This is a genomic window from Mesorhizobium sp. M1312 (assembly GCF_040318115.1).
Lineage (GTDB): Bacteria > Pseudomonadota > Alphaproteobacteria > Rhizobiales > Rhizobiaceae > Mesorhizobium.
In genome coordinates this window covers 82,132-108,561 of the sequence record NZ_JAMYLQ010000019.1, presented here as the reverse complement: position 1 = coordinate 108,561, position 26,430 = coordinate 82,132, and the positions used below count along the sequence as shown (strand labels likewise).

Sequence of the window (26,430 nt, the reverse complement as noted above, 5' to 3'; positions counted from 1 at the left end):
GCCCCGGCGCTATTTACTGGCATGGCCGTCTGCCGCTCGCTTGCGGTTGACTTGCCAACTGCCTTCCGATTTACACCAAACCCAACAATCCCGACAGCTCGGACGCCTTTCCATGCTCGAAAAAACCTACGACGCCAAAATCGTCGAGCCGAAGATCGCCAAAATCTGGGAGGAGGCCGACGCGTTTCGTGCCGGCGCAGGCGCCGAGGAGGGCGCGGAAGCCTTCACCATCGTCATCCCGCCACCGAACGTCACCGGCTCGCTGCATATGGGCCATGCGCTCAACAACACGCTGCAGGACATTCTGGTGCGCTTCGAGCGCATGCGCGGCAAGAACGTGCTGTGGCAGCCCGGCATGGACCACGCCGGCATCGCCACGCAGATGGTGGTCGAGCGCCAGCTTATGGAGAAGCAGATCCACCGCCGCGACCTGACGCGCGACGAGTTCATCGAGAAAGTCTGGGAGTGGAAGGCTGAATCCGGCGGCGCGATCTTCAACCAGTTGAAGCGGCTGGGGGCCTCGGCCGACTGGAGCCGAGAACGTTTCACCATGGACGAGGGCCTGTCCAAGGCGGTGCTCGAAGTGTTCGTCACGCTCTACAAGGAAGGCCTGATCTACAAGGACAAGCGCCTTGTCAACTGGGACCCGAAGCTCTTGACTGCGATTTCCGACCTCGAGGTCGAACAGCAGGAGGTCAACGGCAACCTCTGGCATTTCCGCTATCCCGTCGAAGGCGAGGTCTTCGATCCGGAAAATCCAAAAACCTTCATCACGGTGGCGACGACGCGGCCCGAGACGATGCTGGGCGATACGGCGGTGGCGGTGCATCCCGACGACGAGCGTTTTCGGCATCTGGTCGGCAAGAACCTCGTCCTGCCGATCGTCGGCCGCAAGATCCCGGTGGTGGCGGACCAATATTCCGATCCGGAAAAGGGCAGCGGCGCGGTCAAGATCACGCCGGCGCACGACTTCAACGACTTCGAGGTCGGCAGGCGCCACAAGCTGCCGGCGGTCAACATCCTCACCGTCGAGGCGGCGGTCACCCTCACGGACAATGACGACTTTCTCGCCGGGCTGGAGGTGACGCCCGAGCGCCAGGCCGTCTGGAATGAACTCAACGGCCTCGATCGTTTCGTTGCGCGCAAAAAGATCGTCGAACTGATGGAAGCGGGCGGCTTCCTCGAAAAGGTCGAGCCGCATCGGCATGCCGTGCCGCATGGTGATCGCGGCGGCGTGCCGATCGAACCGTTCCTGACCGAACAATGGTATGCGAACGCGGCGGAACTCGCCAAACCGGCTATTCGTGCGGTGCGCGAGGGCCGTACCAATTTCGTGCCGAAAAACTGGGAAAAGACCTATTTCGACTGGATGGAGAACATCCAGCCCTGGTGCATTTCGCGCCAGCTCTGGTGGGGTCACCAGATCCCGGCCTGGTATGGACCGGATGGACGCGTCTTCGTCGAGAAGACCGAAGAGGAGGCGCTTGCAGCCGCCGTCGAATATTATCTGGCGCTGGAAGGGCCATGGAAGGCCTGGGTCGAGGACAAGCTCGAGAACTTCAAGCCGGGCGAGATCCTGACCCGCGACGAGGATGTGCTCGACACATGGTTCTCGTCGGCGCTGTGGCCGTTCTCGACGCTTGGCTGGCCGGACCAGACGCCGGAGCTGAAGACCTACTACCAGACCGACGTGCTGGTGACCGGCTTCGACATCATCTTCTTCTGGGTCGCCCGCATGATGATGATGGGCCTGCATTTCATGGACGAGGAGCCGTTCCACACGGTCTATGTCCATGCGCTGGTGCGCGACAAGAACGGGCAGAAGATGTCGAAGTCGAAAGGCAACGTCATCGACCCGCTCGATCTCATCGACGAATACGGCGCCGACGCGCTGCGCTTCACGCTGACGGTGATGGCCGCACAAGGGCGCGACGTGAAGCTCGATCCGGCCCGCATCGCCGGCTACCGCAACTTCGGCACCAAGCTGTGGAACGCGACGCGTTTTGCTGAGATGAACGACGTCGCGAGGAACGATGAGTTCTGGCTGAACGACGCCAAGCTGGCGGTCAACCGCTGGATCCTGACCGAACTGACGCGCGCCGCGCGCGAAATCACCGATGGCATCACCTCATACCGGTTCAACGAGGCTGCAGGTGCGGCCTACCGCTTCGTCTGGAACCTGTTTTGCGACTGGTATCTGGAACTGCTGAAGCCGGTGTTCACAGGCACGGATGAGGCTGCCAAGGCCGAAAGCCGGGCTTGTGTCGCCTTCGTGCTCGACGAGATCTACAAGCTGCTGCATCCGATGATGCCATTCATGACTGAAGAACTGTGGGCTGAGACATCAGGCGGGGGCAAGGAACGGCCGTCGTTGCTTTGTCATGCCGCGTGGCCGTCGCCCGATTTCGAGGATGAGGCAGCGGCCGCTGACATCAACTGGCTGGTCGATCTCGTCTCAGGCATCCGCTCCGTGCGCTCGGAAATGAACGTGCCGCCGGCTGCGATCGCGCCCCTGATGGTGATCGGCGCTAATACCGCAACCCACGAAAGGCTTGAACGTCAGGCATCGGCCATCAAGCGACTGGCGCGCGTCGGCGACATCTCGCTGGTCGATACAGCACCGAAGGGCTCCGCCCAGATCGTGCTCAACGAGGCGACCATCTGCCTGCCGCTCGGCAGCCTGATCGACCTTACCGCCGAGGCGGCGCGGCTGCAGAAGGAACTGGTCAAGGTGACCGAAGAGATCGCCCGCCTGCACAAAAAGCTGTCCAACGAGAAATTCGTCGCCAACGCGCCGGAAGATGTCGTGGAAGCCGAGCGCGAAAAACTCGCCGAGTATCGCGAGGCGCAAGAAAAGCTTTCGGTGGCGCTGACACGGGTGCGCGAAGCCGGTTGATCTATCTCTGGTGCTTGAAAATCGAATTGGCTGAGGATCGGATTGAAACCGGCTTCCGCTTTTGGTCCGGCGCTCTGGATTCGCGAGTGTCCGAACTCGCTTTTCCGACCGGCTTTCTGCCACGAAAATAGGCATTCCGCAGCGTAAATCTTGACGTAAACGGAATGTTGTAGCCCCATTGTTGCCATAATGTAACAATGAGCTTGGTTCTCGCAAAAAGAGCCGTTTTTGCGCCGTTCCGTGCGAGTTTTCCGAGTTCTTTTCTCGATTTTCAGCCAAATGAGCCGTTTTCCGGCTCTGCGGTGAAGCTGTCACTTTGTCTAAAATGCGGTCGGCGAAGGCGTACATGTACGCGTCGAGAATTCGTTGTTGCGCCGTTAACCTGAATTGGTTCTAGCTTAGTCCATTCGTATCGGGGAGGAGATTCATGAACAATTTGCGTCTGAAAGCGCTGCTGGGGGCGGGGTGCTTTTCGCTATTGATGTCGGGCGCTGCGAACGCCGGCGGCTTCGACCGGGGCGGTGTCAACATCGACCAGTTGTTTGATGCCGCGCCATATTCGTTCGACGCCGGCGTCACCTATGTTTCGCCACAGCGCACACTGAAGAATGTGCAGCGTCTGGATGGCTCGGGAATGTCGTCTTCGTCAGTGGATGTCGGCGGCGACTATGCGGTGCCGCGCATCGGTATCAAGGCCAACATTTTTGAACCAGTGGATTGCCTGGCGAGCTATACGGAACCGTATGGTGCGGAGGCAGACTTCGGAATGAACAACGCCTATTCGCCAACAGCGGTCGAATACTACGTCAAAACAAATGATTTCGGGCTTACCTGCTCCTACAAGATAAACGTCGGCAAGGGCGCCATCCGGTTCATCGGCGGCGTCTCCTACCAGGAGGTCGATGCGTTTTTGTCGCGCCAGACACTGCTGGCCTTCGGCAATACCGGCCTCGGAAAATTCAAGCTTTCCGACGAGGCATGGGGTTGGCGCGTGGGCGCCGCTTATGAAATTCCCGAAATCGCCTTGCGCGCAAGCTTGATGTACTCTTCGAGTTACAAATATGACGAACTGTCGGGAACCGTCGACACGACCGGTTTTAGAGGGGCCTTTCCAGCGGATCTGATTCCAGGCGCTACCGGGGTCTACCCTGTCTCTGCCTCGGCCGAGATACCCCAAGCTGTGGAACTCAAGCTGCAGAGCGGCATAGCTCCTGGCTGGCTGGCCTTTGGTTCCATCCGCTGGCAGGAATGGAGCAGGCTTGGCATCATTCCCATCAATGGTGTGCGCAGTCCGGTGACCGGTGCTCCCTCGCCCGTTTCTTTCGACCTGCTTTATCGCGACGGCTGGACGGTTTCGGGCGGCATAGCTCACAAGTTCACCGACCAATTGTCTGGCGCGGTTTCGCTGACCTGGGATCGTGGAACCTCGACGACCTCCGGCTATCAGTCGGACACTTGGTCCGTGGCCAGCGGCATTTCTTATTCGCCGAACGACAAGATCGAGGTCAGACTTGGTGGTTCGATCGGTGTTCTGACCAGTGGGTCGTCGACCTTCACCGGTGTTGGCGACGCGGCAAATGCCGTCACCTACACATACGACGACGATCTGCTCCTTGCCGGTTCAGCTTCGGTTAAGATCAAGTTCTAAATATAAGTTTTCAATAGCAAAAAAGCCGGGCATTGCCCGGCTTTTTTGGCTTTCCTGACATGCCGGCGGCGTAGCAAAAACGCGGCATCCCTCTGCCTTCTGCGATTGTGACGTTTTGGCAACAGTTTCTGAGCAACCCTCGCACCACAACGACGCCCGGGGAGATTGCCTATTTCCCGCCATAAACCCGGCGCACTCGAATTTGTCCCGGAACACGTGCCCAAAGAGGCTCGGCAATGGGGGCAGGTCGCACCGCCCGCGGCAAGGAAGAGTATGAACGCCAGAGTCATCTCCAAGGCCAAGCTGCCCAGCCGCTATGTGACCGTCGGTCCGGCGCGCGCGCCGCATCGCTCCTATCTCTATGCGATGGGATTGTCGGCGGCTGAGATCGCGCAGCCGCTGGTCGGTGTCGCGAGCTGCTGGAACGAGGCGGCACCTTGCAACATCTCGCTGATGCGCCAGGCGCAGGTGGTCAAGAAAGGCGTCGCCGCGGCTAGCGGCACGCCGCGCGAATTCTGCACCATCACCGTCACGGACGGCATTGCCATGGGTCACCAGGGCATGAAATCGTCGCTGGTGTCGCGCGAGGTCATCGCCGATTCGGTCGAACTCACCATGCGCGGCCATTGCTACGATGCGCTGGTCGGCCTTGCCGGTTGCGACAAGTCGCTGCCCGGCATGATGATGGCCATGGTGCGGCTCAACGTGCCGTCGATCTTCATCTACGGCGGCTCGATCCTGCCCGGCTCCTACAAGGGCCGGCAGATCACCGTGCAGGATGTATTCGAGGCCGTCGGCCAGCACTCGGTCGGCACGATCGGTGACGCCGAACTCCTCGAAATCGAACAAGCCGCTTGTCCGTCGGCCGGATCTTGCGGCGCTCAGTTCACCGCCAACACCATGGCCACCGTCGCCGAGGCCATCGGCCTGGCGCTGCCATATTCCTGCGGGGCGCCGGCCCCCTACGAGATGCGCGACCGCTTCAATTTCGCCTCCGGCGAAAAGATCATGGAGCTGATCGCAAAGAACATCCGGCCGCGCGACATCGTCACGCTCAAGGCGCTGGAGAATGCGGCGACCGTAGTCTCGGCCACCGGCGGCTCGACCAATGCGGCGCTGCATTTGCCGGCGATCGCGCATGAGGCCGGAATAAAGTTCGACCTCTTCGATGTAGCCAGGATCTTCGAGAAGACGCCCTACATCGCCGACCTGAAGCCGGGCGGCAAATATGTCGCCAAGGACATGTTCGAGGCCGGCGGCATTCCGCTCTTGATGAAGACGTTGCTCGACCATGGCTATCTGCATGGCGACTGCCTGACGGTGACCGGCCGCACTTTAGCCGAAAATATGGAGCACGTTGCGTGGAATGATAGCCAGGATGTGGTCCGTCCCGCCAACCGACCAATCACTCAAACGGGTGGTGTCGTGGGCTTGAAGGGAAACCTTGCCCCCGAAGGCGCGATCGTGAAGGTCGCGGGCATGTCGGAGCTGAAATTCTCTGGTCCGGCGCGCTGTTTCGATTCGGAAGAGGAATGTTTCCAGGCGGTTACGGATCGCAGCTACAGCGAAGGCGAGGTCCTCGTCATCCGCTACGAGGGTCCGCGCGGCGGTCCGGGCATGCGCGAAATGCTATCGACGACGGCAGCTCTCTATGGCCAGGGCATGGGCGGCAAGGTGGCTCTCATCACCGACGGACGTTTTTCGGGCGCGACACGCGGTTTCTGCATCGGCCATGTCGGGCCGGAAGCCGCCGTGGGTGGTCCGATCGGGCTGCTCAGGGATGGCGATTTGATCTCGATCGACGCGGTGAACGGCACGATCGAGGTGGCGCTGTCCGACACTGAACTGGCGGCCAGGGCGAAGGCATGGAAGGCGCGCGCGACCGACTATCAGTCGGGCGCGATCTGGAAATATGCACAAACGGTAGGGCCTGCCCGCGACGGCGCGGTCACCCATCCCGGTGGTGCGAAAGAAACACATTGTTATGCGGATATTTGAGTTGCTGAGGTCGTCTGTCTTTTCGGCACTGGTCGCGATCGCCACTTTTGGCGCGACCTTGGGCGCCGCGGGCCAGGCCATGGCCTTCGACGACAAGGTGTTCGACGACAAGACCGGCGTGAAGCCGCAGTCGAGCCCGTGGGCGGTGTTCCAGTTCGGCTTCTCCGCCTATAAGAACGGCCGCAAGGAGCAGGCCGCAGAGGCTTACAAATACGCGGCCGAAAACGGCCAGATCGGCGCCACCTGGAAGCTTGCGCGTATGTATGCCGAGGGTGACGGCGTGGAGCGCGACGACTACGCGGCGTTCAAGTTCTTCAGCGAGATCGTCGACCAGGACGTCGAGCCCGGTTCGCCGGAAGAGAGCTATGTGTCGGATGCGCTCGTGGCGCTCGGCGACTATCTGAGGAAGGGCATCCCCGGCAGCCCTATCACAGAGAACGAGGTGGCGGCCCAGGAATATTACATGCGCGCCGCCGCCAATTACCGCAACCCGAATGCCCAGTTCGAGATGGGCCAGATCTTTCTGAATGGCAAGGGCGGCGTCAAAGCCAGCATCAAGCAGGCCGGACGCTGGTTCCAGCTCGCTGCGGAAAAGGGCCATGCCGGCGCGCAGGCAACGCTCGGCCATCTGCTTTTCCAGAGCGGTAAGATCGTTCGGGGGCTGGCGATGATGACCGCGGCACTCGAACGGGCCTCACCTTCCGATCAGCCATGGATACGCGGCATGCAGGAAGAGGCGTTTGCCGCCGCGGGCGAGGCCGACCGCCGCACCGCGATTTCGCTGGCCGACGACATTCTCACCAAGGGTGGCGACGACCAGTAGTCGCGAAGCCAAGTAGTCACCAAGCCAACAGTCAGAAGACTGGATACCTCGAAAAATCAAGTCGGACAGCCGAGATCAGTTCTTGGTCGGTTCCGTCGTAACGAGGCCGGACTCCGGCGTTGAAATCGGCGTGGCCGACGGCGCCAGCGTGGTTCGCGGGCAATCGTCCCGGATCTTTGTCCATGAGGTGTTGTTGAGCACCATGTCGCAGCGGGCGAGGTGGCTACGGCCGGAAAGCGTCAGGCAGGCGACCTGGCCGATCTGGAATGATTTTCCGTTGGCCAGGCATTCAGGGTCGGCAAAAGCCGGCGTCGTCGCGAGGGCGAGCGCGGCGGCACATGGGCAAAGCGCAAATCTGATCGTCATCCTGAACCCCGGCCGAACCCGGATTGCAGCGGAAACCCCGATTGTGGCGATATGACGGTCCATCTATCGGGAATCCGGCAGTCCGGGCATCGAAATGATCAGATTGGCGCAAAAGCCAGTTCGACGGCCACCGGCACGTGGTCGGAGGGTTTTTCCCAGGCGCGCACATGCTTTTCGATCGAGGCCGAGGAAAAGCGGTTGGCGGCTTCAGGCGAGAGCAGCAAGTGATCGATGCGGATGCCGTTGTTCTTCTGCCAGGCGCCGGCCTGATAATCCCAGAAAGTGTAGATGTCCGGCGCGTCGGTGACCGCGCGCACCGCTTCGGTGAAGCCGAGATTCTTCAGCCGCCGGAAGGCTTGCCTCGTCTGCGGCTGGAACAGCGCATCGCTCAGCCAGTTCTCCGGGAATTTCGCGTCGATGTATTCGGGAATGACATTGTAGTCCCCGGCCAGCACCAGCGCCTCTTCTAGCATAAGCCGTTCTTCGGCCCAGCGCTCCAGTCGCGCCATCCAGGAAAGCTTGTAGGAGAACTTCTTCTCGTCATCGATCGGGTTGCCGTTCGGCAAATAGAGCGAGGCAACGCGCAACGCGCCCTTATCGGTCGAGAACACGCCCTCGATGAAACGCGCCTGCTCGTCGGTGTCGTCGCCCGGCAAGCCTCTGATGACTTCGTCGAAGCGCAGCTTCGACAGGATGGCGACGCCGTTAAAACCCTTTTGGCCATGTATTTCAACGTTATAGCCAAGCGCCTCGATCTCCGCGCGCGGAAACTGCTCGTCGACAGTCTTGATTTCCTGCAGGCAGGCGATATCAGGCGCGCTTTCCGTCAGCCAATGGGTCAAATTGCCGATGCGGGCCCGAACGCCGTTAATATTCCAGGTGACGATTTTCATGACGGCCTCACTGCTGTTCCGGCGGATGACGTTCGACGAGGCCGATCGTATTGCCTGCCGGGTCCTTTAGGAAGGCCATCCATTCGCTTTCCCCCGCCGGCCCGAACAGGCCTTCGGTATCGCGATGAACAAGCATCGGCGGCGCAGTGAAGGGGACGCCGGCGGCTTTTGCCGAGGCGTGGAAATCGTCGAGGCCCGATATGTCGAGATAGACGGTGCCGGCCGGCAGGCCGTCGGTGAACAGCAGCCGCACGTCGCCGGCCATGATGAAGGCGATGCCGGGCGGATCGAAGCGCACGTGCACTGTCATGCCGAGCACGTCGTGCCAGAACGTCAACGTAGTGTCGAGATCGCGCCCGGCTGATAGCGCGACCTGACGGACCGCGCTAATGGCAGGCATTTTCTAAATACTGAAGCTGGTGCCGCAGCCGCACGAGGCGACCGCATTCGGGTTCCTGATCTGGAACGACTGGCCCATCAGATCGTCGACAAAATCAATCACCGAGCCGCCCATATAGACCAGCGAGAGGTCGTCGATCAGCACGGTGGCACCGTCTTTCTCAATGGCGACGTCGTCATCGTTGCGCGTGTCGACCAGGTCGAACTTGTAGGAAAAACCGGAGCAGCCGCCGCCCTCGACCGAAACGCGCAACGCCTTCTTGCCGGCTTCGCCAGATACAATCTTGGCGATCCGTCTGGCGGCGGCGTCGGTCATCTCGACTTTCATGGCAGTCTTGGCATCAGCGCCCATGGGCGTCACCTTGCTTTCGGTTTCACATGATAGGTATGAAGCGCGAGAGCGCAAGTCAACTGCGGCAGCGGCGATGACAAATGAGTTGGGCGACATCGGATTCGGTTATCGGCCGCGCGCGGCCTATGCCTGCGATCCGGCAAAGTCGCGCGGGCGGCTGTTCGACGAGGTGGAGAGCCCGACCCGCACGCCGTTCCAGCGCGACCGCGACCGCATCATCCATTCGACGGCATTCCGCCGGCTGAAGCACAAGACGCAAGTGTTCGTTGCGCATGAGGGCGATCATTACCGCACCCGGCTGACGCATTCGATCGAGGTGGCGCAGATAGCGCGTGCCCTGGCGCGGGCGCTGCGCGGCGACGAGGACCTAGCCGAGGCGGTGGCGCTGGTGCACGATTTCGGCCACACGCCATTCGGCCATACCGGCGAGGACGCGCTGAACGACAAAATGGCCGCCTGGGGTGGCTTCGACCACAACGCGCAATCGCTGCGCGTGGTGACGCGGCTGGAGAGCCGCTATGCCGAGTTCGACGGGCTGAACCTCACCTGGGAAACGCTGGAGGGGCTGGTCAAGCACAACGGCCCGCTGACCGACGCCAGCGGAAAAGGCCTGCAGGGGCCGGTGCCGCAAGCGATCCAAGACTATTCGGAGCTGCACGACCTCGAACTCGACCGCTTCGCCGGCATCGAGGCGCAGTGCGCGGCAATCGCCGACGACATCGCCTACAACACCCATGACATCGACGACGGCCTGAGATCCGGCTTCCTGACGCTGGACATGCTGAAAAAGGTCTCGCTGCCCGGCTCGATCCTGGAAGGCGTGCGCCAGCGCTATCCGGCACTGGACGATGTGAGGACAGGGCACGAACTGATGCGACGGCAGATCACGATGATGGTCGAGGATGTCATCGTTTCCACCACCGCCAATCTGGCCCGTATCAAGCCGGACAGCGCCGACGCGGTAAGGGCGGCAGGCGAGACGATGGTGACCTTTTCAGCCGAAATGGCCGCGTTCGAAAAGGAATTGAAGGCCTTTCTCTACAAGCATCTCTACCGGCACAGCGAGGTCATGCGGGTGCGCAACGAGGCCGAGCAGATCGTCAACGACCTGTTCGAGGTCTATTTCGCCGATCCGCGCGCCATGCCCGACGGCTGGCGCGAAGGGCTCGACCGGGCCGACGATCGCATCAAGGCGCGCAGCGTCGCCGATTTCCTGGCGGGCATGACAGATACCTACGCTTTGAAAGAACACCGCCGTTTGTTTGACCATACGCCTGAATTAAGCTAGGCCGAGCTCGATTTTGCCGGCCAATAAGCCGGATCCCTGCAAAGCCGCCAGAGCCACACCCCAGAGCACACCGATGAACATCTTCGCCGATTTCAACGCGCGAATCACCAGAGCTGTCGAAGCGCTTGATTTGAAAGACAAAGACGGGGGTTCGCTGGACCTGTCGCGCATCGCCGTCGAGCCGCCGCGCGACGCAAGCCATGGCGACCTGGCGACCAATGCGGCGATGGTGCTGGCCAAGCCGACCGGCCAGAATCCACGCGCACTGGCTGAAAGGCTGGCGCAGGCACTGCGCGCCGACATCGACATCGCCGCTGCAGACGTTGCCGGTCCGGGCTTCGTCAATCTCAGGCTCAGGGACGCGTTCTGGCAGGTGCATCTGACTGCGCTGCTCGGCGAAGGCCGCAATTACGGCCGCTCGACGGTCGGCGGCGGCAAGAAGGCCAACGTTGAATATGTCTCGGCCAACCCCACCGGACCGATGCATGTCGGCCATTGCCGTGGCGCCGTGGTGGGTGATGCGCTCGCCAATCTGATGGCCTTCGCCGGTTATGACGTGACCAAGGAATATGTCATCAACGATGCGGGGTCGCAGATCGACGTGCTCGGCCGCTCTGCCATGCTGCGTTACCGCGAAGCGCTCGGCGACGACATTGGCGAGATTCCTGCCGGCCTTTATCCGGGCGACTATCTGGTCCCGGTCGGTCAGGCGTTGGCCAGCGAATTTGGCCGCTCCTTGCTGCAGATGCCGGACGAGGAAGCGCTTGCCATCGTCAAGGACAGGACGATTGATGCGATGATGGCGATGATCCGTGAGGATCTGGCGCTGCTCAACGTGCATCACGACGTCTTTTTCTCGGAGCGCACGCTGCACGCCGACAACGCCCGGAAGATCCGTTCGGCGATCAACGATCTGACGCTCAAGGGCCATATCTACAAGGGCAAGCTGCCGCCGCCCAAGGGCGAGAAGCCGGACGACTGGGAGGATCGCGAGCAGACGCTGTTCCGCTCGACCGCTGTCGGCGACGACATGGACCGGGCGCTGGTCAAGTCGGACGGCACCTTCACCTATTTCGCCGCGGACGTCGCCTATTTGAAGGACAAGGTCGATCGCGGTTTCGTCGAGCTGATCTATGTCCTTGGCGCCGATCATGGCGGCTATGTGAAGCGCCTGGAAGCGCTCGCCCGGGCGATTTCCGGCGACGAGGTGAAGCTTACCGTGCTGCTTTGCCAGCTGGTGAGGCTTTTTCGCGAGGGCGAGCCGGTGCGCATGTCGAAGCGGTCGGGCGATTTCGTGACGCTACGCGAAGTGGTGGAGGAGGTCGGCCGCGATCCGATCCGCTTCATGATGCTCTACCGCAAGAACGATGCGCCGCTCGATTTCGACTTCGCCAAGGTGACCGAGCAGTCGAAGGACAATCCGGTGTTCTACGTGCAGTACGCTTCGGCGCGCTGCCATTCGGTGTTCCGGCAAGCGAGCGAACAGTTGGGCCAAGCCAATTTCGACCGCAACCGGCTGGCCGCCGCCACCGCTTCTCTGACCGACGAAGGCGAGATCGGCCTGATCAGGAAGCTTGCGGAATATCCGCGTCTGATTGAGTCCGCGGCACTTGCGCTCGAGCCGCACCGGCTGGCATTCTACCTCTACGATCTCGCCTCCAGCTTCCACGGACATTGGAACCGCGGCACCGAGAATCCGGACTTACGTTTTGTTAAGGTTAACGACCGACAATTGACGCATGCCAGACTAGGGCTGGTGCAGGCTGTTTCGGACGTTTTGACGTCCGGCCTGACGCTGATCGGGGCCGATGCGCCCACTGAAATGCGTTAGGTTTGACTAAAAAACCTGTCACCTTTTGCCCACATTGCGCTGGTAAGGGCCAACCCTACGCGACGTCCATGGCGTCCGAATGAGTGCGAGTTCGGGAACAATAATGGCAGACAGAACCCAGCTGAGAGCAGCCGCCCAAAACGATATCGCCGACGATGATCCGTTCGCGGAACTGACCAGGATCATGGGGTTCGACCCGCGCCAGCCGGTCAAGCCGCAGGCCCAGCCGAAGGCGCCTCCAGCCAGCCAGCCGGCGGACGAGGGCGATTTCGACATCGATCTCGAGAAGGAGTTGATGGGCGAATTCGGCGCCGACGACAATGACGGCGCAACCGAGGTTCGCGAGCCGGCTTTCGAAGCGGCTGCTACTGAGGCAATGGACGACGGGCTTGGGGACGACGAGCTTGCCGCGTCGCTCGAACAGGATTTCCTGCTAGACGCCGATGCGACGGACGAAGCCGCCCATGCCGTTGCTGCCGACGACATGCGTTCTGGTGTTGCCGAAGCATCCGCGGCGGCTGTTGAAGCTGCGTTCGATGACGATTTCGACGATGCGCTTGCCAGTTCGCTCGAAGACGTGTCGCCATTCGAAGACGATTTGGCAGCGAACGACACGCTTGGAGACGACGAGCTTGCCGCGTCGCTCGAACAGGATTTCCTGCTGGACGACGATGCGACGGACGAAACGGCCCATGCCGTTGCTGCCGATGACGTGCGTTCTGACGTTGCCGAAGCATCCGCGTCGGCTGTTGAAGCTGCATTCGATGACAATTTCGACGATGCGCTTGCCAGTTCGCTCGAAGACGTGTCGCCATTTGAAGACGATTTGGCAGTGAACGACAAGCTTGGAGACGACGAGCTTGCCGCGTCGCTCGAACAGGATTTACTGCTCGACGACGATGCGACGGACGAGGCCGAACAGAATATTGCCGCCGCCGTTTCCCTGGCCGCCGAACCCGCCTTCGACGATGAATTCGACAACGCGGTCGCAAGCTCGCTCGAAGACGAGCTGATGCTCGACGAGCACGTGCCGATGGCGCAGGCTGCCGAAGCCGAAGTCTCCGCGCCGGCCGACCCCGCCTTCGATGAATTCGACAATGCGGTCGCAAGCTCGCTCGAAGACGAGTTGATGCTCGACGAACACGTGCCGATGGCGCAGGCTGCCGAACCCGAAATCTCCGCGCCGGCCGCCGAACCCGTCTTCGACGACGAATTCGACAATGCCGTCGCAAGCTCGCTCGAAGACGAGTTGATGCTCGACGAACATGTGCCGATGGAGCAGACCGCTGTTGAAACTCCTGCGGCGCCCGTTCGGGCCGTTTCGGATGAGTCCGATGAGGACTTTGCCGGCCATTTCGACGACGCAATGGCCGATGTCGACATGGATTTCGACGTTCGCACGGCCGAACCGGTCGAAATTGACGAGCCAGAAATTGACGAACCGGAGGCTGTCGCCGCCAAGGACGAGCCTTTCGCCGCGACCCCGGAAGATGCGTTCGACGCCGATTTTGACGTGAGCTTCGACGACGCGCTTGCCGAGGAAGCCGAAGAGCCGGTTGTCCAGACCTCCGGCGTTGCAGCCCAACCGATGGCGCCGACCGCCCAGCCGGCGGCGCCAGCCCCCGTCGCTGTTGAGCGGAGCCTCGAAGACGAGCTGAACGCGCTGTTGGGCACCATGCGCACACGGGCTGCCCCCGTGGCGGCCTCCGCGGCCAGCGAACCCGCTAAGGTTCAGCACCCTGTAGCCGCGACTGAAAAGGTGGTCGTCAAACCAGCGAATCCTGTCGAAGAACTGGACTGGAGCCTTGACGAGCAAGACCTTTTGGAGTCGCCGGATAGTAGCGTGGTTCAGGCCGCAGGCGTCGATCTCGACAGCGTTCTCCTCGATGGGCTCGAGGGCCAGGATTTCGGCGCTGAAGATGCCGCCGGGTCGGCCGATGTCGATTTCGACGATGATGCTTTGCACACCGCCTTCGCCAAGGACATCGGTCTGGATCATGACGACGGCGATGACGTTGCGGCCGCCGCTCCCCAGCAGGATCCGGCTGATGCGCTCAGCTGGATGGCGGCACCCTCCGCCCCGCCGCCGCCGGCCCGTTCGTGGAGCCGCGTAACGCCGATTGCGCAGTCGCAGCCTGCCTTTGCAGCCCAGCCGACAGCTTCGGCGAGGACCACGGAAGCGACGCCGCCTATGGCTGCGGCACCGGCCTATCCGGCCGAAGACGATGCCGCCAATGCGGCATCTGCGCCGGCGCAAAGCGAACAGTCTTCGGCGTATGACGAGATGCCCGATGTCGAGACGGTCGATGTGCCCGAGCGCGTTGTGGCGCTGGCGGACGACCTCGATATTCCGGACCTCGACTTCAATGACGACGAACCGGCGGCGCCTGCCTATGACGATCTCGACACCGAGTTCGCCAGCCTTCTCACGGAAATGAATGCCGTAGACGTCGCTGCCGCCCCGGCGCGCAGCGCGGCGTATGACGACGAATCCTACAATGCAGGGTTCCAGTCAGGGGCCGGTTTCCAGTCAGCGGCCGGGTTCCAGTCAGGCTATGAGCCCGACCGCGTTGAAACGCGGACCTATGCGGCGAGGCCCGCACAAGCGTCTGTCAGTGCGTCTTATGCCGATGCTGCCAGCGGCTTCGATTTGGGCGACTTGCCCAACGGCCGGCCGGCCTCGCAGGCCGACGACTTTGGCTTGGACGAACTCGACTACGACCCCGAACTGGATGAGGCCATATCAGTTCCCGGCTTGGCTGAGCACGATGCCGCGAGGCCGCGGAGCCGCGGCCTGCTGGTTGCCGCGGTCGTCGGCGCCGTGGCGCTCGCCGGCGGTCTTGGCGCCTTCGCGCTGTCTTTCGGCGGCACCGGCGGCACCGATGCGCCGATCATCGTCAAGGCGGACAACGCACCGATCAAGGTCAGGCCTGAAAATCCGGGCGGCACCGTCGTGCCGAACCAGGACAATAAGGTCTATGACGCAGTGGCCAAGGGTGGCGCAAAGCCTGCCGAACCGGTCCAGGAAAAACTGGTCACCAACACCGAAGAGCCGGTGGACGTGGCGGCCAAGGAGCCGCCGCAGAGCCGTGTGGTCGATCTTTCGCCCGACGATATCGACACGGCTGAAGCCGCCGATGCGATCCGTAATGCCGAATCCGCCGCCGCTGAAGGCGCCAATGCGATCCGCGGCACGCAAGCGGCCGGCGGCACGCAAGCGGCCGGGAATGCTGACGTCGCCGCCGTGCCGGCACCCAAATCCGAGGATCGTATCGCCCAGGTTCTGCAAGAGGCCGACCAGGGCATCGACCCCGACGTCGTCGCCGTTGCGCCGCGCAAGGTGAGAACCATGGTCGTCAAATCAGATGGCTCGCTGGTTGCGCGCGAGGATCCGGCGCCTGCGGCACCGCAGATGGCTGCCGTCGAGCCTGTCGATCCGGCGCCCCAGCATGTGGCCCCGACGGGTCAGGCCGACGACGCAGAACAGACCGGTACGGTACCGCCTGTTGCCGACCAGGCAAGTGGCGACCTATTGGGTAGCGAGCCGGGGGGCGGCGGTCAGACCGAAACCGCCAAGCCGGAAACAGGCAAGCCGGAAACAGCCAAGCCGGAAACAGCCAAGCCGGAAACAGTCAATGCGCCGGCAGCCGCGCCTGAGGCTGAGGCCCAAACCGCCCAGCCTGCCAATACGCCGGCCTCGGTTCCGGTGGCGCCGCAGCGTCCGTCCGACCAGCCGGTCGACGTCGTCGGCGAGGTCAAGCCCGACCAGGTTGCGTCCATTAATCCGGCGGCGGGCTCGACCGGCGGTGGCTCATGGTCGATGCAGATCGCCTCGCAGCCGACCGTCGAAAGCGCCCAGTCGACCTACCAGGATCTGCAGCGCCGCTACGACAGCGTGCTTTCCGGCCACACCGCCAACATCGTCAAGGCCGAGATCGCCGGCAAGGGAACGTTCTATCGCGTCCGCGTCCCGGCGAAGTCGCGCAACGATGCGATCAACCTGTGCACCAACTACAAGGCTGCCGGCGGCAACTGCTTCGTGTCGCGCTAGCCTTTCAGGTCTCCCGCCCTTGGGCGCAAAGAACCGGCGCGGTCACAGACCGCGCCGGTTTTTTTGTGGAAGGGAGTTCCTTGTGTGGAGGGGGTTCTGGCTCAACCGCATGTGGTTCGATGCGATTCCCTTTGTCCGCGTGAAGCTCTAAACTCCTGCCCATGACCGAATCAAAATCCATGATCCTCGGCTGCGCCGGGAAATCGCTCACACGCGACGAAATCAACTTCTATCGCAATGAATGCCCGTGGGGCTTCATCCTGTTTGCCCGCAATATCAGCGAGGCCGAGCAGATCCGCGATCTGGTCGCCGCGATGCGCGACTGTATCGAGCGCCCGGACGCCCCGGTGTTCATCGATCAGGAAGGCGGCCGCGTGCAGCGCCTGCGGCCGCCGCTGGCGCCGAACTATCCGGCCGGTGGTGCGCTCGGCGCCTTGTGGCGCAACGACCACGACGCCGGCAACCGCGCCGCCTGGCTGATGGCGCGGCTGCATGCTTTCGATCTGCTGCGCTATGGCATCACAGCCGATTGCCTGCCGGTGCTCGACGTGCCGATCGAGGGCGCCAGCGACGTCATCGGGGCGCGCGCCTATGGCAAGGAGCCTCGCGCCGTCACCGAACTGGGTCGCGCGGCGGCTGAAGGGTTGATGTCGGGCGGCGTGCTGCCGGTCATGAAGCACATTCCCGGGCATGGACGGGCCTTTGCCGACACGCATTTCGAACTGCCGACCGTCGATGCCTCGATGAGCGACTTGCAGCGGCATGATTTCGCCCCGTTCAGGGAGCTCAATCATTTGCCGATGGCGATGACGGCGCATGTCGTTTACAGCGCGATCGACCCGAAGAACCCGGCCACGACGTCCGGCAAGGTCATCGATGAGATCATCCGCGGCGAAATTGGTTTCGACGGGCTGTTGATGAGCGACGACACCTCGATGAAGGCACTTTCTGGGGATTTCCCGACAAAGGCGGCCGCGATCCTTGCGGCGGGCTGCGATCTGGTCCTTCACTGCAACGGCGTTTTCGAGGAGATGGCCGGCATTGCCTCGCGCACAACGGGGCTTGAAGGCAAGTCGCTGCAACGCGCGCAACGGGCGCTGACCTATATCAAGAATCGCGATCGGGCTGATGAAGCCGAGATACGCGCCGAATTCGCCACCTATTTCGATGCGGTGGCCTAGACCATGATCCCGAAAGTGGGAGCCGGTTTTTCGGAACAGATCATGGTCAAACAAGAAGATAGAAGCAAAGGAAAGCGACAGTAGGTGGCGGAAACATTGGACAGTAAGGCCGGCAAGGCCGCACCGATGGATCGCCTGTGGGCCGAGAATGACGATTCGCGGCTGACCGGCGATCCTGCGCTGGTCGTTGACGTCGACGGGTTTGAAGGCCCGCTCGATCTTCTGCTGCATCTTGCGCGCAACCAGAAGGTCGATCTGTCGCGCATCTCGATCCTGGCGCTGGCCGAGCAATATCTGGCCTTCGTAGAGAAGGTGAGGGCGCTCAGGCTGGAACTCGCCGCCGACTATCTGGTGATGGCTGCGTGGCTGGCGTTTCTCAAGTCGAAGCTTTTGATCCCCAAGCAACCCGGCGACGACGGCGAAAGCGGCGAGGAACTGGCGGCGGTGCTGCAATTCCGGTTGAAGCGGCTGGAAGCGATGCGCGACGCGGCGGCACGCCTGGTTAACCGCAACCGGCTCGGACGCGACGTGTTCGCCCGCGGCATGCCGGAAATGGTCATCGTCGAGAAACGCAACGCCTATTCGGCCTCGCTCTACGACCTGTTGACCGCCTATGCGGCGCAACGCCAGAAGCAGGCGATCACCAATGTGACGATCGCCCGGCGCGGTGTGTGGTCGCTCAAGGACGCGCGCGATATCCTGAACAGGCTGATCGGCACGTTTGCCGACTGGACAGCGCTGGACAGTTTCCTGGTCGAATATCTGACCGGCCCGGACGAGCGGCGCACCGCGATTGCCAGTTCGTTTGCGGCCACTCTGGAACTGGTGCGCGAAGGCAAAATGGAAATGCGGCAGGACGAGGTGTTCGCGCCGCTCTATCTGCGCGGCCGTGCGCAAGGCATCAGGGCAGTCGAGGTGGCATCATGAGTGAACGCGCCAACGCTTCGGTCATTCCGTTCAAGGTCGACGACGAGACCGAAGAGGGCGTGCTCGCCGAGACTCCGTCAGAAAATCAGGCCCAGAATTTGTCCCTGAATCCTGGCGAGCGGCTGCATATGGCGGAAGCCGTGCGCATGGCCGAGGCGATCGTTTTCGCCAGCGCCGAGCCGGTCAGCGAAAAGCAGCTTGCTGCGCGCCTGCCCGACGGCATCAACATTGCCGCGGCGATGACCGAACTGCAGCAGATTTATGCGCGGCGCGGCGTCAATCTGGTGCGCATCTCCGATGCCTGGGCGTTCCGCACCGCCGGCGACCTCGCTTTCTTGATGAGCCGCGACACAGTGCAGCAGAGGAAGCTTTCCCGCGCGGCGCTCGAAGTGCTGGCGATCATCGCCTATCACCAGCCGGTGACGCGCGCCGAGATAGAGGATATCAGAGGCGTCGAGACCTCGAAGGGCACGCTGGACACGTTGATGGAGACCGAATGGGTGAAGATGCGCGGCCGGCGCCGCACGCCCGGCCGTCCCGTCACCTACGGCACCACCGATATTTTCCTCGACCATTTCGCGTTGGAGGAGATCCGCGATCTTCCCGGCATGGAGGAATTGAAGGGCGCCGGGCTGCTTTCGGGCCGCATGCCGTCCAATTTCTCCATTCCGCTGCCGCCGGCCGATCTGGATGCGCTGACCGACGACGAGGATCCGCTGACCGATATCGACCTCGAGGAACTCGGCCTGTTGACGCCGCGTGTCGAGGAAGATTGACCGCAAACGACGTGCTGAAAGCCGTTGGTATTTCGGGGCTGCGCCGATTGGTAGCGGGCTATGGCGCCGAAAGTGCGTGACTTCGGCCACTCATTTATAAACTCTGTCGCGGTTGTGTTTGAATCCCGACGCGAAAGCGCATAGATCATCGTCAGAGAAAACATTCGAGAGAGATTGTTATGGGTTCATTTTCGATTTGGCACTGGATGATCGTGCTGGTGATCGTGCTGCTGGTGTTCGGCCGCGGCAAGATTCCCGAGCTGATGGGTGACATGGCCAAGGGTATCAAGAGCTTCAAGAAGGGTATGGCCGACGACGAGGTTGCCGAGGACAAGCGCACCGTCGAACATCGTGCCGACGAAACCGTTTCGGCAGTGAAGGAAAAGGCCAGCAAGAGCTGAGCCCAAAACTTTAGTCGGAACGTATCGCCATGTTCGACATCGGCTGGACCGAGATGCTGGTGATCGCGATCGTCATGATCGTGGTCGTCGGGCCCAAGGATTTGCCCAACATGCTGCGCACCTTCGGGCGCACGACTGCAAAACTGCGCGTTATGGCAGCCGACTTCCAGAAACAGTTCAACGATGCGTTGAAGGAAGCCGAGCTCGACGACGTCAAGAAGTCGGTCGATTCACTCAGAAGCCTCAATCCGGCCGCCGAGATCAGGAAACAGCTTAATCCATTCGAGCAGGCGGCAGCCGATGTCCGTTCAGGCGTCGACGCTGTGATGAAGCCGAAGCCGGCCGTCGATCCGGTCATGCCAGCCGCTTCGACGCCGCAGGATACCGAGCTGAAGAATGGCGCGACGGTGCTGCCGGGCGTCAGTGCCCCGGAAGCGGCGCCGGCGGCGCCGACCTTTCCGGCGATGACCGATGAGTCGGTGGTGCCGGCGCCTGTCGGGACGGCGACGCCGGCTGCACCGCAAAAGGCCTCGGCAGCGAAGAAGAAGCCTGCGCCAGTGAAAGCGATGCCGGCCTCCAAGGCCAAGCCAGTGGCAGCGGCAGCAAAACCTGCCGTGACAAAGACCGCAGCTAAAAAGGCCGAGCCGAAGCCTGCACCGGTGAAGATGCCGACTGCAGCCGCCAAAAAGACGGCGGGAGCCGGCAAGTGAGCGTTTCGGAAAAGGACGAGATCGATAAATCGGCGGCTCCGCTGATGGAGCATCTGATCGAATTGCGCCGGCGACTGATGTGGTCGATCGGCGGGTTCTTCGTCGCCTTCCTGTTCTGCTTCTTTTTCGCCAAGCAGTTGTTCAATCTCTTGGTGATCCCGTTCAAATGGGCGACCCAGTGGGCAGGGCTCGACCCGCACAAGGTCGAGCTGATCTACACGGCACCGCAGGAATTCTTCTTCACTCAGGTCAAGCTGGCGATGTTCGGCGGCATGGTGATCGCCTTTCCGCTGATCGCCACGCAAATCTACAAATTCATCGCGCCCGGCCTCTACAAGAACGAACGCAACGCTTTCCTGCCGTTCCTTATCGCTTCGCCGATCCTGTTCCTGATGGGCGCGTCGCTGGTCTATTTCTTCTTCACGCCGATGGTGATGTGGTTCTTCCTCGCCATGCAGCAGGCCGGCACCGACGACCAGGTGCAGATTTCGCTGCTGCCGAAAGTGTCGGAATATCTCAGCCTGATCATGACGCTGATCTTCTCCTTCGGCCTGGTATTCCAGTTGCCGGTGGTGACCAGCCTGATGACGCGGGTCGGCATGCTGTCGTCCGAGGCGCTGGTTGAAAAGCGCAAATGGGCGATCGTCATCGCCTTCGTCGTCGCGGCTATTCTGACACCGCCCGACCCGATAAGCCAGATCGGCCTGGCCGTTCCCACGATCCTTCTCTACGAGGTCTCGATCTGGTCGGCCCGGCTGATCGAGCGCAGCAAGGAACGGGAACGTCTGGCGCGCGAGAAGCGGGAGGCTGCGGAAGCGGCGGCCGAAAAAGCAGCGGACGCGTCGTCTACATAGGCTGCATCTCCGTAGGTTCCATCCTGTCGCGCCCCTCTGTCCGGCAGAACAGAGCGGCGCGAAAGGACTCGGCCTTGACATCTTGCATCGATCAAAGATGCGGTTTACGCCCTCTGACCTAAAACACGATGCGTTTTAGGTCTTTGCTTTGGGCATATCGTTGTCCCAAAACCGCTGCGCACTTTGGGCGACATGCCCGCCGAGGACGAACAAACAATGCTCGATATCAAATGGATTCGCGACAACCCCAAGGCCCTTGTCGAGGCGCTCAAGAAGCGCTCGTGGCCCGGCGATGACGCACAGTCCACGGTCGATGATCTGATCGCCAGGGACGAGGCGCGGCGCGAACATCTGACCGAGCTGCAGACCAGGCAAGAGCGCCGCAACGCTGCCTCGAAGGAGATCGGCAACGCGATGCGTTCGGGCGACGCCACCCTTGCCGAAAAACTCAAAGCCGAGGTCGGCGAGATCAAGGCCTTCGTCCAGAACGGCGAGGCGCGCGAACGCGAGCTCGACAAGGCGCTGAATGACGCATTGGCGGTGCTGCCCAACGTGCCGCTCGACGACGTGCCCGTCGGCAAGGACGAGCACGACAATGTCGTCAAGCGCACCGTCGGCAAGGTGCTGGCCCGCCCGAACTGGGTGAAGGAGCATTTCGAGATCGGCGAAGCGCTCGGCATGATGGATTTCGAGCGGGCGGCGAAACTGTCCGGCTCGCGGTTCACCGTGCTCAAAAGGGGACTGGCGCGGATGGAACGCGCGCTTGGCCAGTTCATGCTGGACCTGCATACGACCGAGCACGGCTATGAGGAGATCCAGCCGCCGCTGATGGTGCGCGACGAGGCGATGTTTGGTACCGGACAGTTGCCGAAGTTTGGGACGGATCTATACGAAACGTACTCGGGCGATGTTTATCCAAGAAAGCTTAGGGATAACTTCGCTGCCGTGTGGGCGGCTGCCCTCGACGAAGCCAGTCGTTCCGGAATCGAGGCAGCGAAAGGCAAGCTCCCCAGTACGGCGGGATTCAATTCGGCCGGCAGTGATCCCGATAGACTCTGGCTCATCCCCACAGCCGAAGTCCCACTCACCAATCTCGTCCGCGAAGAAATCACGCCGCATGAAAAGCTGCCGTTGCGCTATACGGCGCTGACGCCGTGCTTCCGTTCGGAAGCGGGCTCGGCCGGGCGCGATACGCGCGGCATGCTGCGCCAGCACCAGTTCTACAAGGTCGAACTGGTGTCGATCACCGATCAGGACTCGTCGCTTGCCGAGCACGAGCGGATGACCGAATGCGCCGAGACCGTGCTGAAGCGGCTCGGCCTGCCGTTCCGCACAGTGACGCTGTGCACCGGCGATATGGGCTTTGGCGCGCGCAAGACCTATGACATCGAGGTCTGGCTGCCGGGCCAAAACGCCTATCGCGAGATTTCGTCCTGCTCGGTGTGCGGCGATTTCCAGGCGCGGCGCATGGACGCCCGCTACAAGGATAAGGACGGCAAGGGCAACCGCTTCGTCCACACGCTGAACGGCTCCGGCACCGCCGTCGGTCGCGCTCTGATTGCTGTCATCGAAAACTACCAGAACGAGGATGGCAGCGTAACCATTCCTGAAGCGCTTCGGCCTTACATGGGCGGTGTGGAAAAGATCGAATCGAAATAATGCGCATCCTCCTGACCAATGATGACGGCATCCATGCCGAGGGCCTTGCATCGCTCGAACGTGTAGCCCGCACACTGTCGGACGATGTCTGGGTGGTGGCGCCGGAGCAGGACCAGTCCGGCTACGCGCATTCGCTGTCGATCTCGGAGCCGCTGCGCCTGCGTAAGATCGGCGAAAAACACTTTGCCGTGCGTGGCACGCCGACCGACTGCGTCATCATGGGCGTGAAGAAGATCCTGCCGGCAGCCCCCGACCTGATCCTGTCCGGCGTCAATTCCGGTGCCAACATCGCCGACGACGTCACCTATTCGGGCACCGTTGCCGGCGCCATGGAAGGCGCGCTGCTCGGTGTGCGCTCGGTCGCCTTCAGCCAGGCCTATTCCTATGCCGGCGAGGACCGCGTCGTTCCCTATGAGACTACCGAGGCGCTGGCGCCGGCGCTGCTCAAAAAGCTTGTCGCCATGCCGCTGCCGGACGGCGTGCTGCTCAACGTCAATTTTCCGAATTGCGCGCCAGAAGAGGTCGCCGGCACTGTGGTCACCTCGCAAGGCAAGCTCGTCCACAGCCTGTGGGTCGACGAGCGCCGCGACGGCCGCGGACTTCCCTATTATTGGCTGCGCTTCGGCCGCGAGCCGGTCGAGGGCAAGCAAGGCACCGACCTCCATGCCATGCGCAACCGGCTGGTGTCAGTAACGCCGCTGCAGCTCGATCTCACCGCTCATGAAATCCGCGATCAACTGACCAAGGCGCTCGCATGAACCTGAACCACGGTCCGACGCTCGACGACCGCGAAGGCTTCGCCGCTTTCCTGCTCCGCCTGCGTGGCAAGGGCGTGGTGCCGAAGGCGCTGATCGCCGCCTTCGAGGCGACGCCGCGGCGCGGCTTCCTTTCCGCGCAGTTCCATACGATCGCCTGGTCGGATCGCATGCTGCCGATCGAATGCGGCGAGGCGATCGAGGGCGCCGATCTGCAAGCCCCGGTGATCGCAGCGCTTGCCATCGAGCCGGGCAACCGCGTGCTCGAGATCGGCACCGGGTCGGGCTACACGGCGGCGGTGATGTCGCGGCTTGCCGCGCGGGTCGTCACTGTCGACCGCTACAAGACGCTGGCCGAGCAGGCCAAACAGCGCTTCGAGGCGCTCGGCATCGGCAATGTCATCGTGCGCCAGGCGGACGGCTCCAACGGACTGGCAAATGAAGCGCCGTTCGACCGTATCGTCGCGTGGGCAGCCTTCGACAGCCTGCCGCGCTTCCTACTCGACCAATTGTCGAGCGGCGGCATCGTCATCGCCCCGATCGGGCCCGAGGAGGGCGAGCAGGTGCTGGCCAAACTGACCAAGGTCGGCAGCCGCTTCGAACGCGAGGACATCGGCCTCGTACGCCTGCAGCCGATCCTGCGCAGCGTAGCTGCGGTCATCTGATTATCCGACGCATCGCGCGCTTGGGAATCGATCAGCCGAAGCCTCTCGGTTCGTCATCCTAGGGCGCAGCAAGGAGCGAAGCGACGCAGCGCAGACCCTAGGATCCATGCCGCGCCATCAAGGCGTTGCAACGGTGCGGAATGCTGCTGCCCTGCATTCTTCGGCTAACGTAACGGAATGGATCCTAGGGTCTCCGCGGACGGAGCTTCGCTCCTGCTCCGCCCTAGGATGACGAAGCTGAGGCTTTCGGCCAATTCTTCGACTCCGGCGCGGCCTGACCTGAAATATCGAGTACCCCAAACAGGCAGCCTTAAATATTTTAAGAAAATTTGCGTCTGATTCTAGAGGTTTAACCGACCAGTAACATTAACGCGCTTTAATCACGGTCAGTCTGTACCGGGTATCTGCGGGTAAAAGCGATGCAATTCAGTATTTTGAAGGCAAACGGACGCAACCTGGCGCGGGGTTTCGCTGTCATTATGGTTGCGGGCACTGCGGCGGGATGCAGTTCCCAGGTCTCGCGGTTCAACAGCGTCGATGACGTTTTCACCTCCTCGACCAACAACCAGCGCGCCATCATCGACAAGCAGGACGCCGCACAGCCTTATCCCGGCGATGAGGCAGTTTCGGCAGCGCCGATCGACGGCAGCCATACCCAGTCGGTCAGCCGCTCAAGCCTCGAACCGGTTACGACGCAGCAATTGCCGCCGGTCAGCCAGTCGCAGCCGGCACCCGCCAATCCGGCGCGCACCGCTTCGGCGCCAGCCGCCCCCCAGGTCGACCGTACTGCGACCGGGACAGCGGCAAAGCCGTTCAAGAACGCACAGCCTGACGCTACGCGCATGGCGACGGCGGGCGGCGAACCGCGTGCCACTGAGATCATCGTTAGGGATGGCGAGACCATTTCCGGCCTGTCGCGGCGCTATGGCGTGCCCGCCGATGCCCTTATGAAGGTCAATGGGTTAAGCGCGACCAACGGGCTGAAGACCGGCCAGAAGCTCGTCATCCCCGCCTATGCCTATTCGGGCAAAAAACCGGGGCCGAAGCTTGCGGACGCCAAGCCTGCGAACGACACCAAGCACGATTTGCCGGCCAAGGCGCCGGCGATGGTGGCCGTGCTGCCGCAGCAGCCGAAGCTCAAGGAGGGCAAGTCCGCCGCGCAGGTGAATGCATCGGCCGCAGCAAGCCAGCCGAACAACGGAAATGCCGCGCCCAAGACGACTGGTGCCGGCGGCAGCTACACCGTCCAGCAGGGTGACACGCTGTCGGCCATCGCCAGGAAGACCGGCGTCGGCGTGGTTGCGTTGAAGCAGGCGAACGGCCTGCAAGACGGTTTGCTCAAGATCGGCCAGACCCTGAAGGTGCCGGCCGGCGGAACCGCGACGGTTGCCGGTGCCAAGCCGGCAAAGGTCGATCCGGTAACCACTGCCACCACCCCGCCTGCGGCAAAGACCACGCCGTCGGAGACGCTCGCCGCATACACGCCGCCGAAGAAGGATGCCAAGGTCATCCAGCAGGCCGAGGATGACGACGCGGTGGCGCCAAACGCCACCGGTATCGGCAAGATGCGCTGGCCGGTACGCGGCCGCGTGATCTCCAGCTTTGGCGGTGGCAAGGATGGTGTCGACATCGCCGTGCCGGAAGGAACCCCAGTCAAGGCGGCCGAGAACGGTGTCGTCATTTACGCCGGCGATGGCCTCAAGGAATTCGGCAACACGGTGCTGGTGCGCCACGAGAACGGGTTGGTCACTGTCTATGGCCACACCCGCTCGATCGAGGTCCAGCGCGGCCAGAAGGTTAAGCGCGGCCAGGAAATCGCGCAGTCCGGCATGAGCGGCACCACCGACTCGCCGAAACTGCATTTCGAAGTGCGCAAGAATTCGGCGCCGGTCGATCCTTCGACCTATCTTGAATAAAGAAGGTCGATCCTTCGACCTATCTTGAATAGAACAAGAAA

The 26,430-nt window shown here is 62.1% G+C and carries 20 protein-coding genes and 2 pseudogenes; 18 read left to right on the top strand and 4 right to left on the bottom strand.

Features of this window, described 5'->3' with window-relative positions; genetic code table 11:
* The first annotated feature begins 112 nt into the window (after window positions 1–112).
* The 4 genes from NKH36_RS21400 (at window position 113) to NKH36_RS21385 (ending at window position 7,365) form a co-directional block, all read left to right on the top strand.
* Complete coding sequence (locus NKH36_RS21400; protein ID WP_352963546.1) at window positions 113–2,896, top strand: valine--tRNA ligase; 2,784 nt, start codon at window positions 113–115, stop codon at window positions 2,894–2,896.
* A gap of 427 nt (window positions 2,897–3,323) precedes the next feature.
* Entirely contained in the window at window positions 3,324–4,544 is a 1,221-nt protein-coding gene (locus NKH36_RS21395) for an OmpP1/FadL family transporter (protein ID WP_352963543.1), read from the top strand.
* Window positions 4,545–4,817: 273 nt separating this feature from the next.
* Window positions 4,818–6,542 carry a dihydroxy-acid dehydratase gene (ilvD, locus tag NKH36_RS21390; RefSeq protein WP_352963540.1) on the top strand — a complete coding sequence of 575 codons (1,725 nt, stop codon included), beginning with the start codon at window positions 4,818–4,820 and terminating at the stop codon, window positions 6,540–6,542.
* Window positions 6,529–7,365, top strand: coding sequence for a tetratricopeptide repeat protein (locus tag NKH36_RS21385; RefSeq protein ID WP_352963538.1), 837 nt, complete (start codon window positions 6,529–6,531; stop codon window positions 7,363–7,365). Before ilvD ends, NKH36_RS21385 begins: the two co-directional genes overlap by 14 nt.
* A 75-nt stretch (window positions 7,366–7,440) precedes the next feature.
* Here the strand turns inward: NKH36_RS21385 and NKH36_RS21380 are convergent, their stop codons facing one another.
* The 4 genes from NKH36_RS21380 to erpA all read right to left on the bottom strand — a co-directional run bounded on the left by NKH36_RS21380 (window position 7,441) and on the right by erpA (window position 9,375).
* Window positions 7,441–7,731: a hypothetical protein gene (locus NKH36_RS21380; protein WP_352963535.1), complete on the bottom strand. Its 291-nt coding sequence runs from the start codon at window positions 7,729–7,731 to the stop codon at window positions 7,441–7,443.
* 98 nt (window positions 7,732–7,829) lie between these two features.
* A complete protein-coding gene (gene xth / locus NKH36_RS21375) occupies window positions 7,830–8,624 on the bottom strand; it encodes an exodeoxyribonuclease III (RefSeq protein WP_352963532.1) in 795 nt (264 codons plus the stop codon).
* Window positions 8,625–8,631: 7 nt separating this feature from the next.
* Window positions 8,632–9,024, bottom strand: a complete 393-nt coding sequence (locus NKH36_RS21370) for a VOC family protein (RefSeq protein WP_352963529.1) — start codon at window positions 9,022–9,024, stop codon at window positions 8,632–8,634.
* Between the two features lie 3 nt (window positions 9,025–9,027).
* Window positions 9,028–9,375, bottom strand: a complete 348-nt coding sequence (gene erpA / locus NKH36_RS21365) for an iron-sulfur cluster insertion protein ErpA (RefSeq protein WP_126106215.1) — start codon at window positions 9,373–9,375, stop codon at window positions 9,028–9,030.
* A 73-nt stretch (window positions 9,376–9,448) separates the two neighbouring features.
* On the opposite strand from erpA, the gene NKH36_RS21360 reads away from it, so the two are divergent.
* The 14 genes and pseudogenes from NKH36_RS21360 (at window position 9,449) to NKH36_RS21295 (ending at window position 26,389) form a co-directional block, all read left to right on the top strand.
* Window positions 9,449–10,663, top strand: coding sequence for a deoxyguanosinetriphosphate triphosphohydrolase (locus NKH36_RS21360; protein WP_352963527.1), 1,215 nt, complete (start codon window positions 9,449–9,451; stop codon window positions 10,661–10,663).
* Window positions 10,664–10,736: 73 nt separating this feature from the next.
* Window positions 10,737–12,494, top strand: a complete 1,758-nt coding sequence (argS, locus tag NKH36_RS21355) for an arginine--tRNA ligase (RefSeq protein ID WP_352963524.1) — start codon at window positions 10,737–10,739, stop codon at window positions 12,492–12,494.
* Window positions 12,495–12,597: 103 nt separating this feature from the next.
* Window positions 12,598–16,545, top strand: a complete 3,948-nt coding sequence (locus tag NKH36_RS21350; RefSeq protein ID WP_352964340.1) for an SPOR domain-containing protein — start codon at window positions 12,598–12,600, stop codon at window positions 16,543–16,545.
* A gap of 161 nt (window positions 16,546–16,706) precedes the next feature.
* Window positions 16,707–17,726, top strand: a complete 1,020-nt coding sequence (gene nagZ, locus NKH36_RS21345) for a beta-N-acetylhexosaminidase (RefSeq protein ID WP_352963519.1) — start codon at window positions 16,707–16,709, stop codon at window positions 17,724–17,726.
* A gap of 126 nt (window positions 17,727–17,852) precedes the next feature.
* Window positions 17,853–18,653, top strand: coding sequence for a segregation and condensation protein A (locus NKH36_RS21340; protein ID WP_352963567.1), 801 nt, complete (start codon window positions 17,853–17,855; stop codon window positions 18,651–18,653).
* The gene (gene scpB, locus NKH36_RS21335; protein ID WP_352963516.1) at window positions 18,650–19,429 is read left to right on the top strand and encodes an SMC-Scp complex subunit ScpB; all 780 of its coding nucleotides are present in this window, start codon (window positions 18,650–18,652) and stop codon (window positions 19,427–19,429) included. Before NKH36_RS21340 ends, scpB begins: the two co-directional genes overlap by 4 nt.
* A gap of 179 nt (window positions 19,430–19,608) precedes the next feature.
* A complete protein-coding gene (locus NKH36_RS21330; RefSeq protein WP_287270573.1) occupies window positions 19,609–19,830 on the top strand; it encodes a twin-arginine translocase TatA/TatE family subunit in 222 nt (73 codons plus the stop codon).
* A 29-nt stretch (window positions 19,831–19,859) separates the two neighbouring features.
* Window positions 19,860–20,540: a Sec-independent protein translocase protein TatB gene (gene tatB / locus NKH36_RS21325; protein WP_352963514.1), complete on the top strand. Its 681-nt coding sequence runs from the start codon at window positions 19,860–19,862 to the stop codon at window positions 20,538–20,540.
* Window positions 20,541–20,584: 44 nt separating this feature from the next.
* Window positions 20,585–21,394, top strand: a complete 810-nt coding sequence (tatC, locus tag NKH36_RS21320) for a twin-arginine translocase subunit TatC (RefSeq protein ID WP_095493799.1) — start codon at window positions 20,585–20,587, stop codon at window positions 21,392–21,394.
* A gap of 216 nt (window positions 21,395–21,610) precedes the next feature.
* Window positions 21,611–22,300, top strand: a pseudogene (locus NKH36_RS21315) (serine--tRNA ligase); the annotation flags it as partial.
* 147 nt (window positions 22,301–22,447) lie between these two features.
* Window positions 22,448–23,053, top strand: a pseudogene (gene serS, locus NKH36_RS21310) (serine--tRNA ligase); the annotation flags it as partial.
* On the top strand, window positions 23,053–23,811 hold the full coding sequence (surE, locus tag NKH36_RS21305) for a 5'/3'-nucleotidase SurE (RefSeq protein ID WP_352963511.1): 759 nt from the start codon (window positions 23,053–23,055) through the stop codon (window positions 23,809–23,811). The pseudogene serS and the gene surE, both read left to right, overlap by 1 nt.
* Window positions 23,808–24,473: a protein-L-isoaspartate(D-aspartate) O-methyltransferase gene (locus NKH36_RS21300; RefSeq protein ID WP_352963508.1), complete on the top strand. Its 666-nt coding sequence runs from the start codon at window positions 23,808–23,810 to the stop codon at window positions 24,471–24,473. The genes surE and NKH36_RS21300 overlap by 4 nt, the downstream gene beginning before the upstream one ends.
* A 419-nt stretch (window positions 24,474–24,892) precedes the next feature.
* Window positions 24,893–26,389, top strand: coding sequence for a peptidoglycan DD-metalloendopeptidase family protein (locus NKH36_RS21295; protein WP_352963504.1), 1,497 nt, complete (start codon window positions 24,893–24,895; stop codon window positions 26,387–26,389).
* The last annotated feature ends 41 nt before the right edge of the window (window positions 26,390–26,430 follow it).

What these genes read in the sequence shown, in the direction of transcription:
- NKH36_RS21400 (WP_352963546.1), top strand. Translation starts at nt 113, where the DNA reads ATGCTCGAAAAAACCTACGACGCCAAAATCGTCGAGCCGAAGATCGCC.
- NKH36_RS21395 (WP_352963543.1), top strand. Translation starts at nt 3,324, where the DNA reads ATGAACAATTTGCGTCTGAAAGCGCTGCTGGGGGCGGGGTGCTTTTCG.
- ilvD (WP_352963540.1), top strand. Translation starts at nt 4,818, where the DNA reads ATGAACGCCAGAGTCATCTCCAAGGCCAAGCTGCCCAGCCGCTATGTG.
- NKH36_RS21385 (WP_352963538.1), top strand. Translation starts at nt 6,529, where the DNA reads ATGCGGATATTTGAGTTGCTGAGGTCGTCTGTCTTTTCGGCACTGGTC.
- NKH36_RS21380 (WP_352963535.1), bottom strand. Translation starts at nt 7,731, where the DNA reads ATGACGATCAGATTTGCGCTTTGCCCATGTGCCGCCGCGCTCGCCCTC.
- xth (WP_352963532.1), bottom strand. Translation starts at nt 8,624, where the DNA reads ATGAAAATCGTCACCTGGAATATTAACGGCGTTCGGGCCCGCATCGGC.
- NKH36_RS21370 (WP_352963529.1), bottom strand. Translation starts at nt 9,024, where the DNA reads ATGCCTGCCATTAGCGCGGTCCGTCAGGTCGCGCTATCAGCCGGGCGC.
- erpA (WP_126106215.1), bottom strand. Translation starts at nt 9,375, where the DNA reads ATGGGCGCTGATGCCAAGACTGCCATGAAAGTCGAGATGACCGACGCC.
- NKH36_RS21360 (WP_352963527.1), top strand. Translation starts at nt 9,449, where the DNA reads ATGACAAATGAGTTGGGCGACATCGGATTCGGTTATCGGCCGCGCGCG.
- argS (WP_352963524.1), top strand. Translation starts at nt 10,737, where the DNA reads ATGAACATCTTCGCCGATTTCAACGCGCGAATCACCAGAGCTGTCGAA.
- NKH36_RS21350 (WP_352964340.1), top strand. Translation starts at nt 12,598, where the DNA reads ATGGCAGACAGAACCCAGCTGAGAGCAGCCGCCCAAAACGATATCGCC.
- nagZ (WP_352963519.1), top strand. Translation starts at nt 16,707, where the DNA reads ATGACCGAATCAAAATCCATGATCCTCGGCTGCGCCGGGAAATCGCTC.
- NKH36_RS21340 (WP_352963567.1), top strand. Translation starts at nt 17,853, where the DNA reads ATGGATCGCCTGTGGGCCGAGAATGACGATTCGCGGCTGACCGGCGAT.
- scpB (WP_352963516.1), top strand. Translation starts at nt 18,650, where the DNA reads ATGAGTGAACGCGCCAACGCTTCGGTCATTCCGTTCAAGGTCGACGAC.
- NKH36_RS21330 (WP_287270573.1), top strand. Translation starts at nt 19,609, where the DNA reads ATGGGTTCATTTTCGATTTGGCACTGGATGATCGTGCTGGTGATCGTG.
- tatB (WP_352963514.1), top strand. Translation starts at nt 19,860, where the DNA reads ATGTTCGACATCGGCTGGACCGAGATGCTGGTGATCGCGATCGTCATG.
- tatC (WP_095493799.1), top strand. Translation starts at nt 20,585, where the DNA reads ATGGAGCATCTGATCGAATTGCGCCGGCGACTGATGTGGTCGATCGGC.
- surE (WP_352963511.1), top strand. Translation starts at nt 23,053, where the DNA reads ATGCGCATCCTCCTGACCAATGATGACGGCATCCATGCCGAGGGCCTT.
- NKH36_RS21300 (WP_352963508.1), top strand. Translation starts at nt 23,808, where the DNA reads ATGAACCTGAACCACGGTCCGACGCTCGACGACCGCGAAGGCTTCGCC.
- NKH36_RS21295 (WP_352963504.1), top strand. Translation starts at nt 24,893, where the DNA reads ATGCAATTCAGTATTTTGAAGGCAAACGGACGCAACCTGGCGCGGGGT.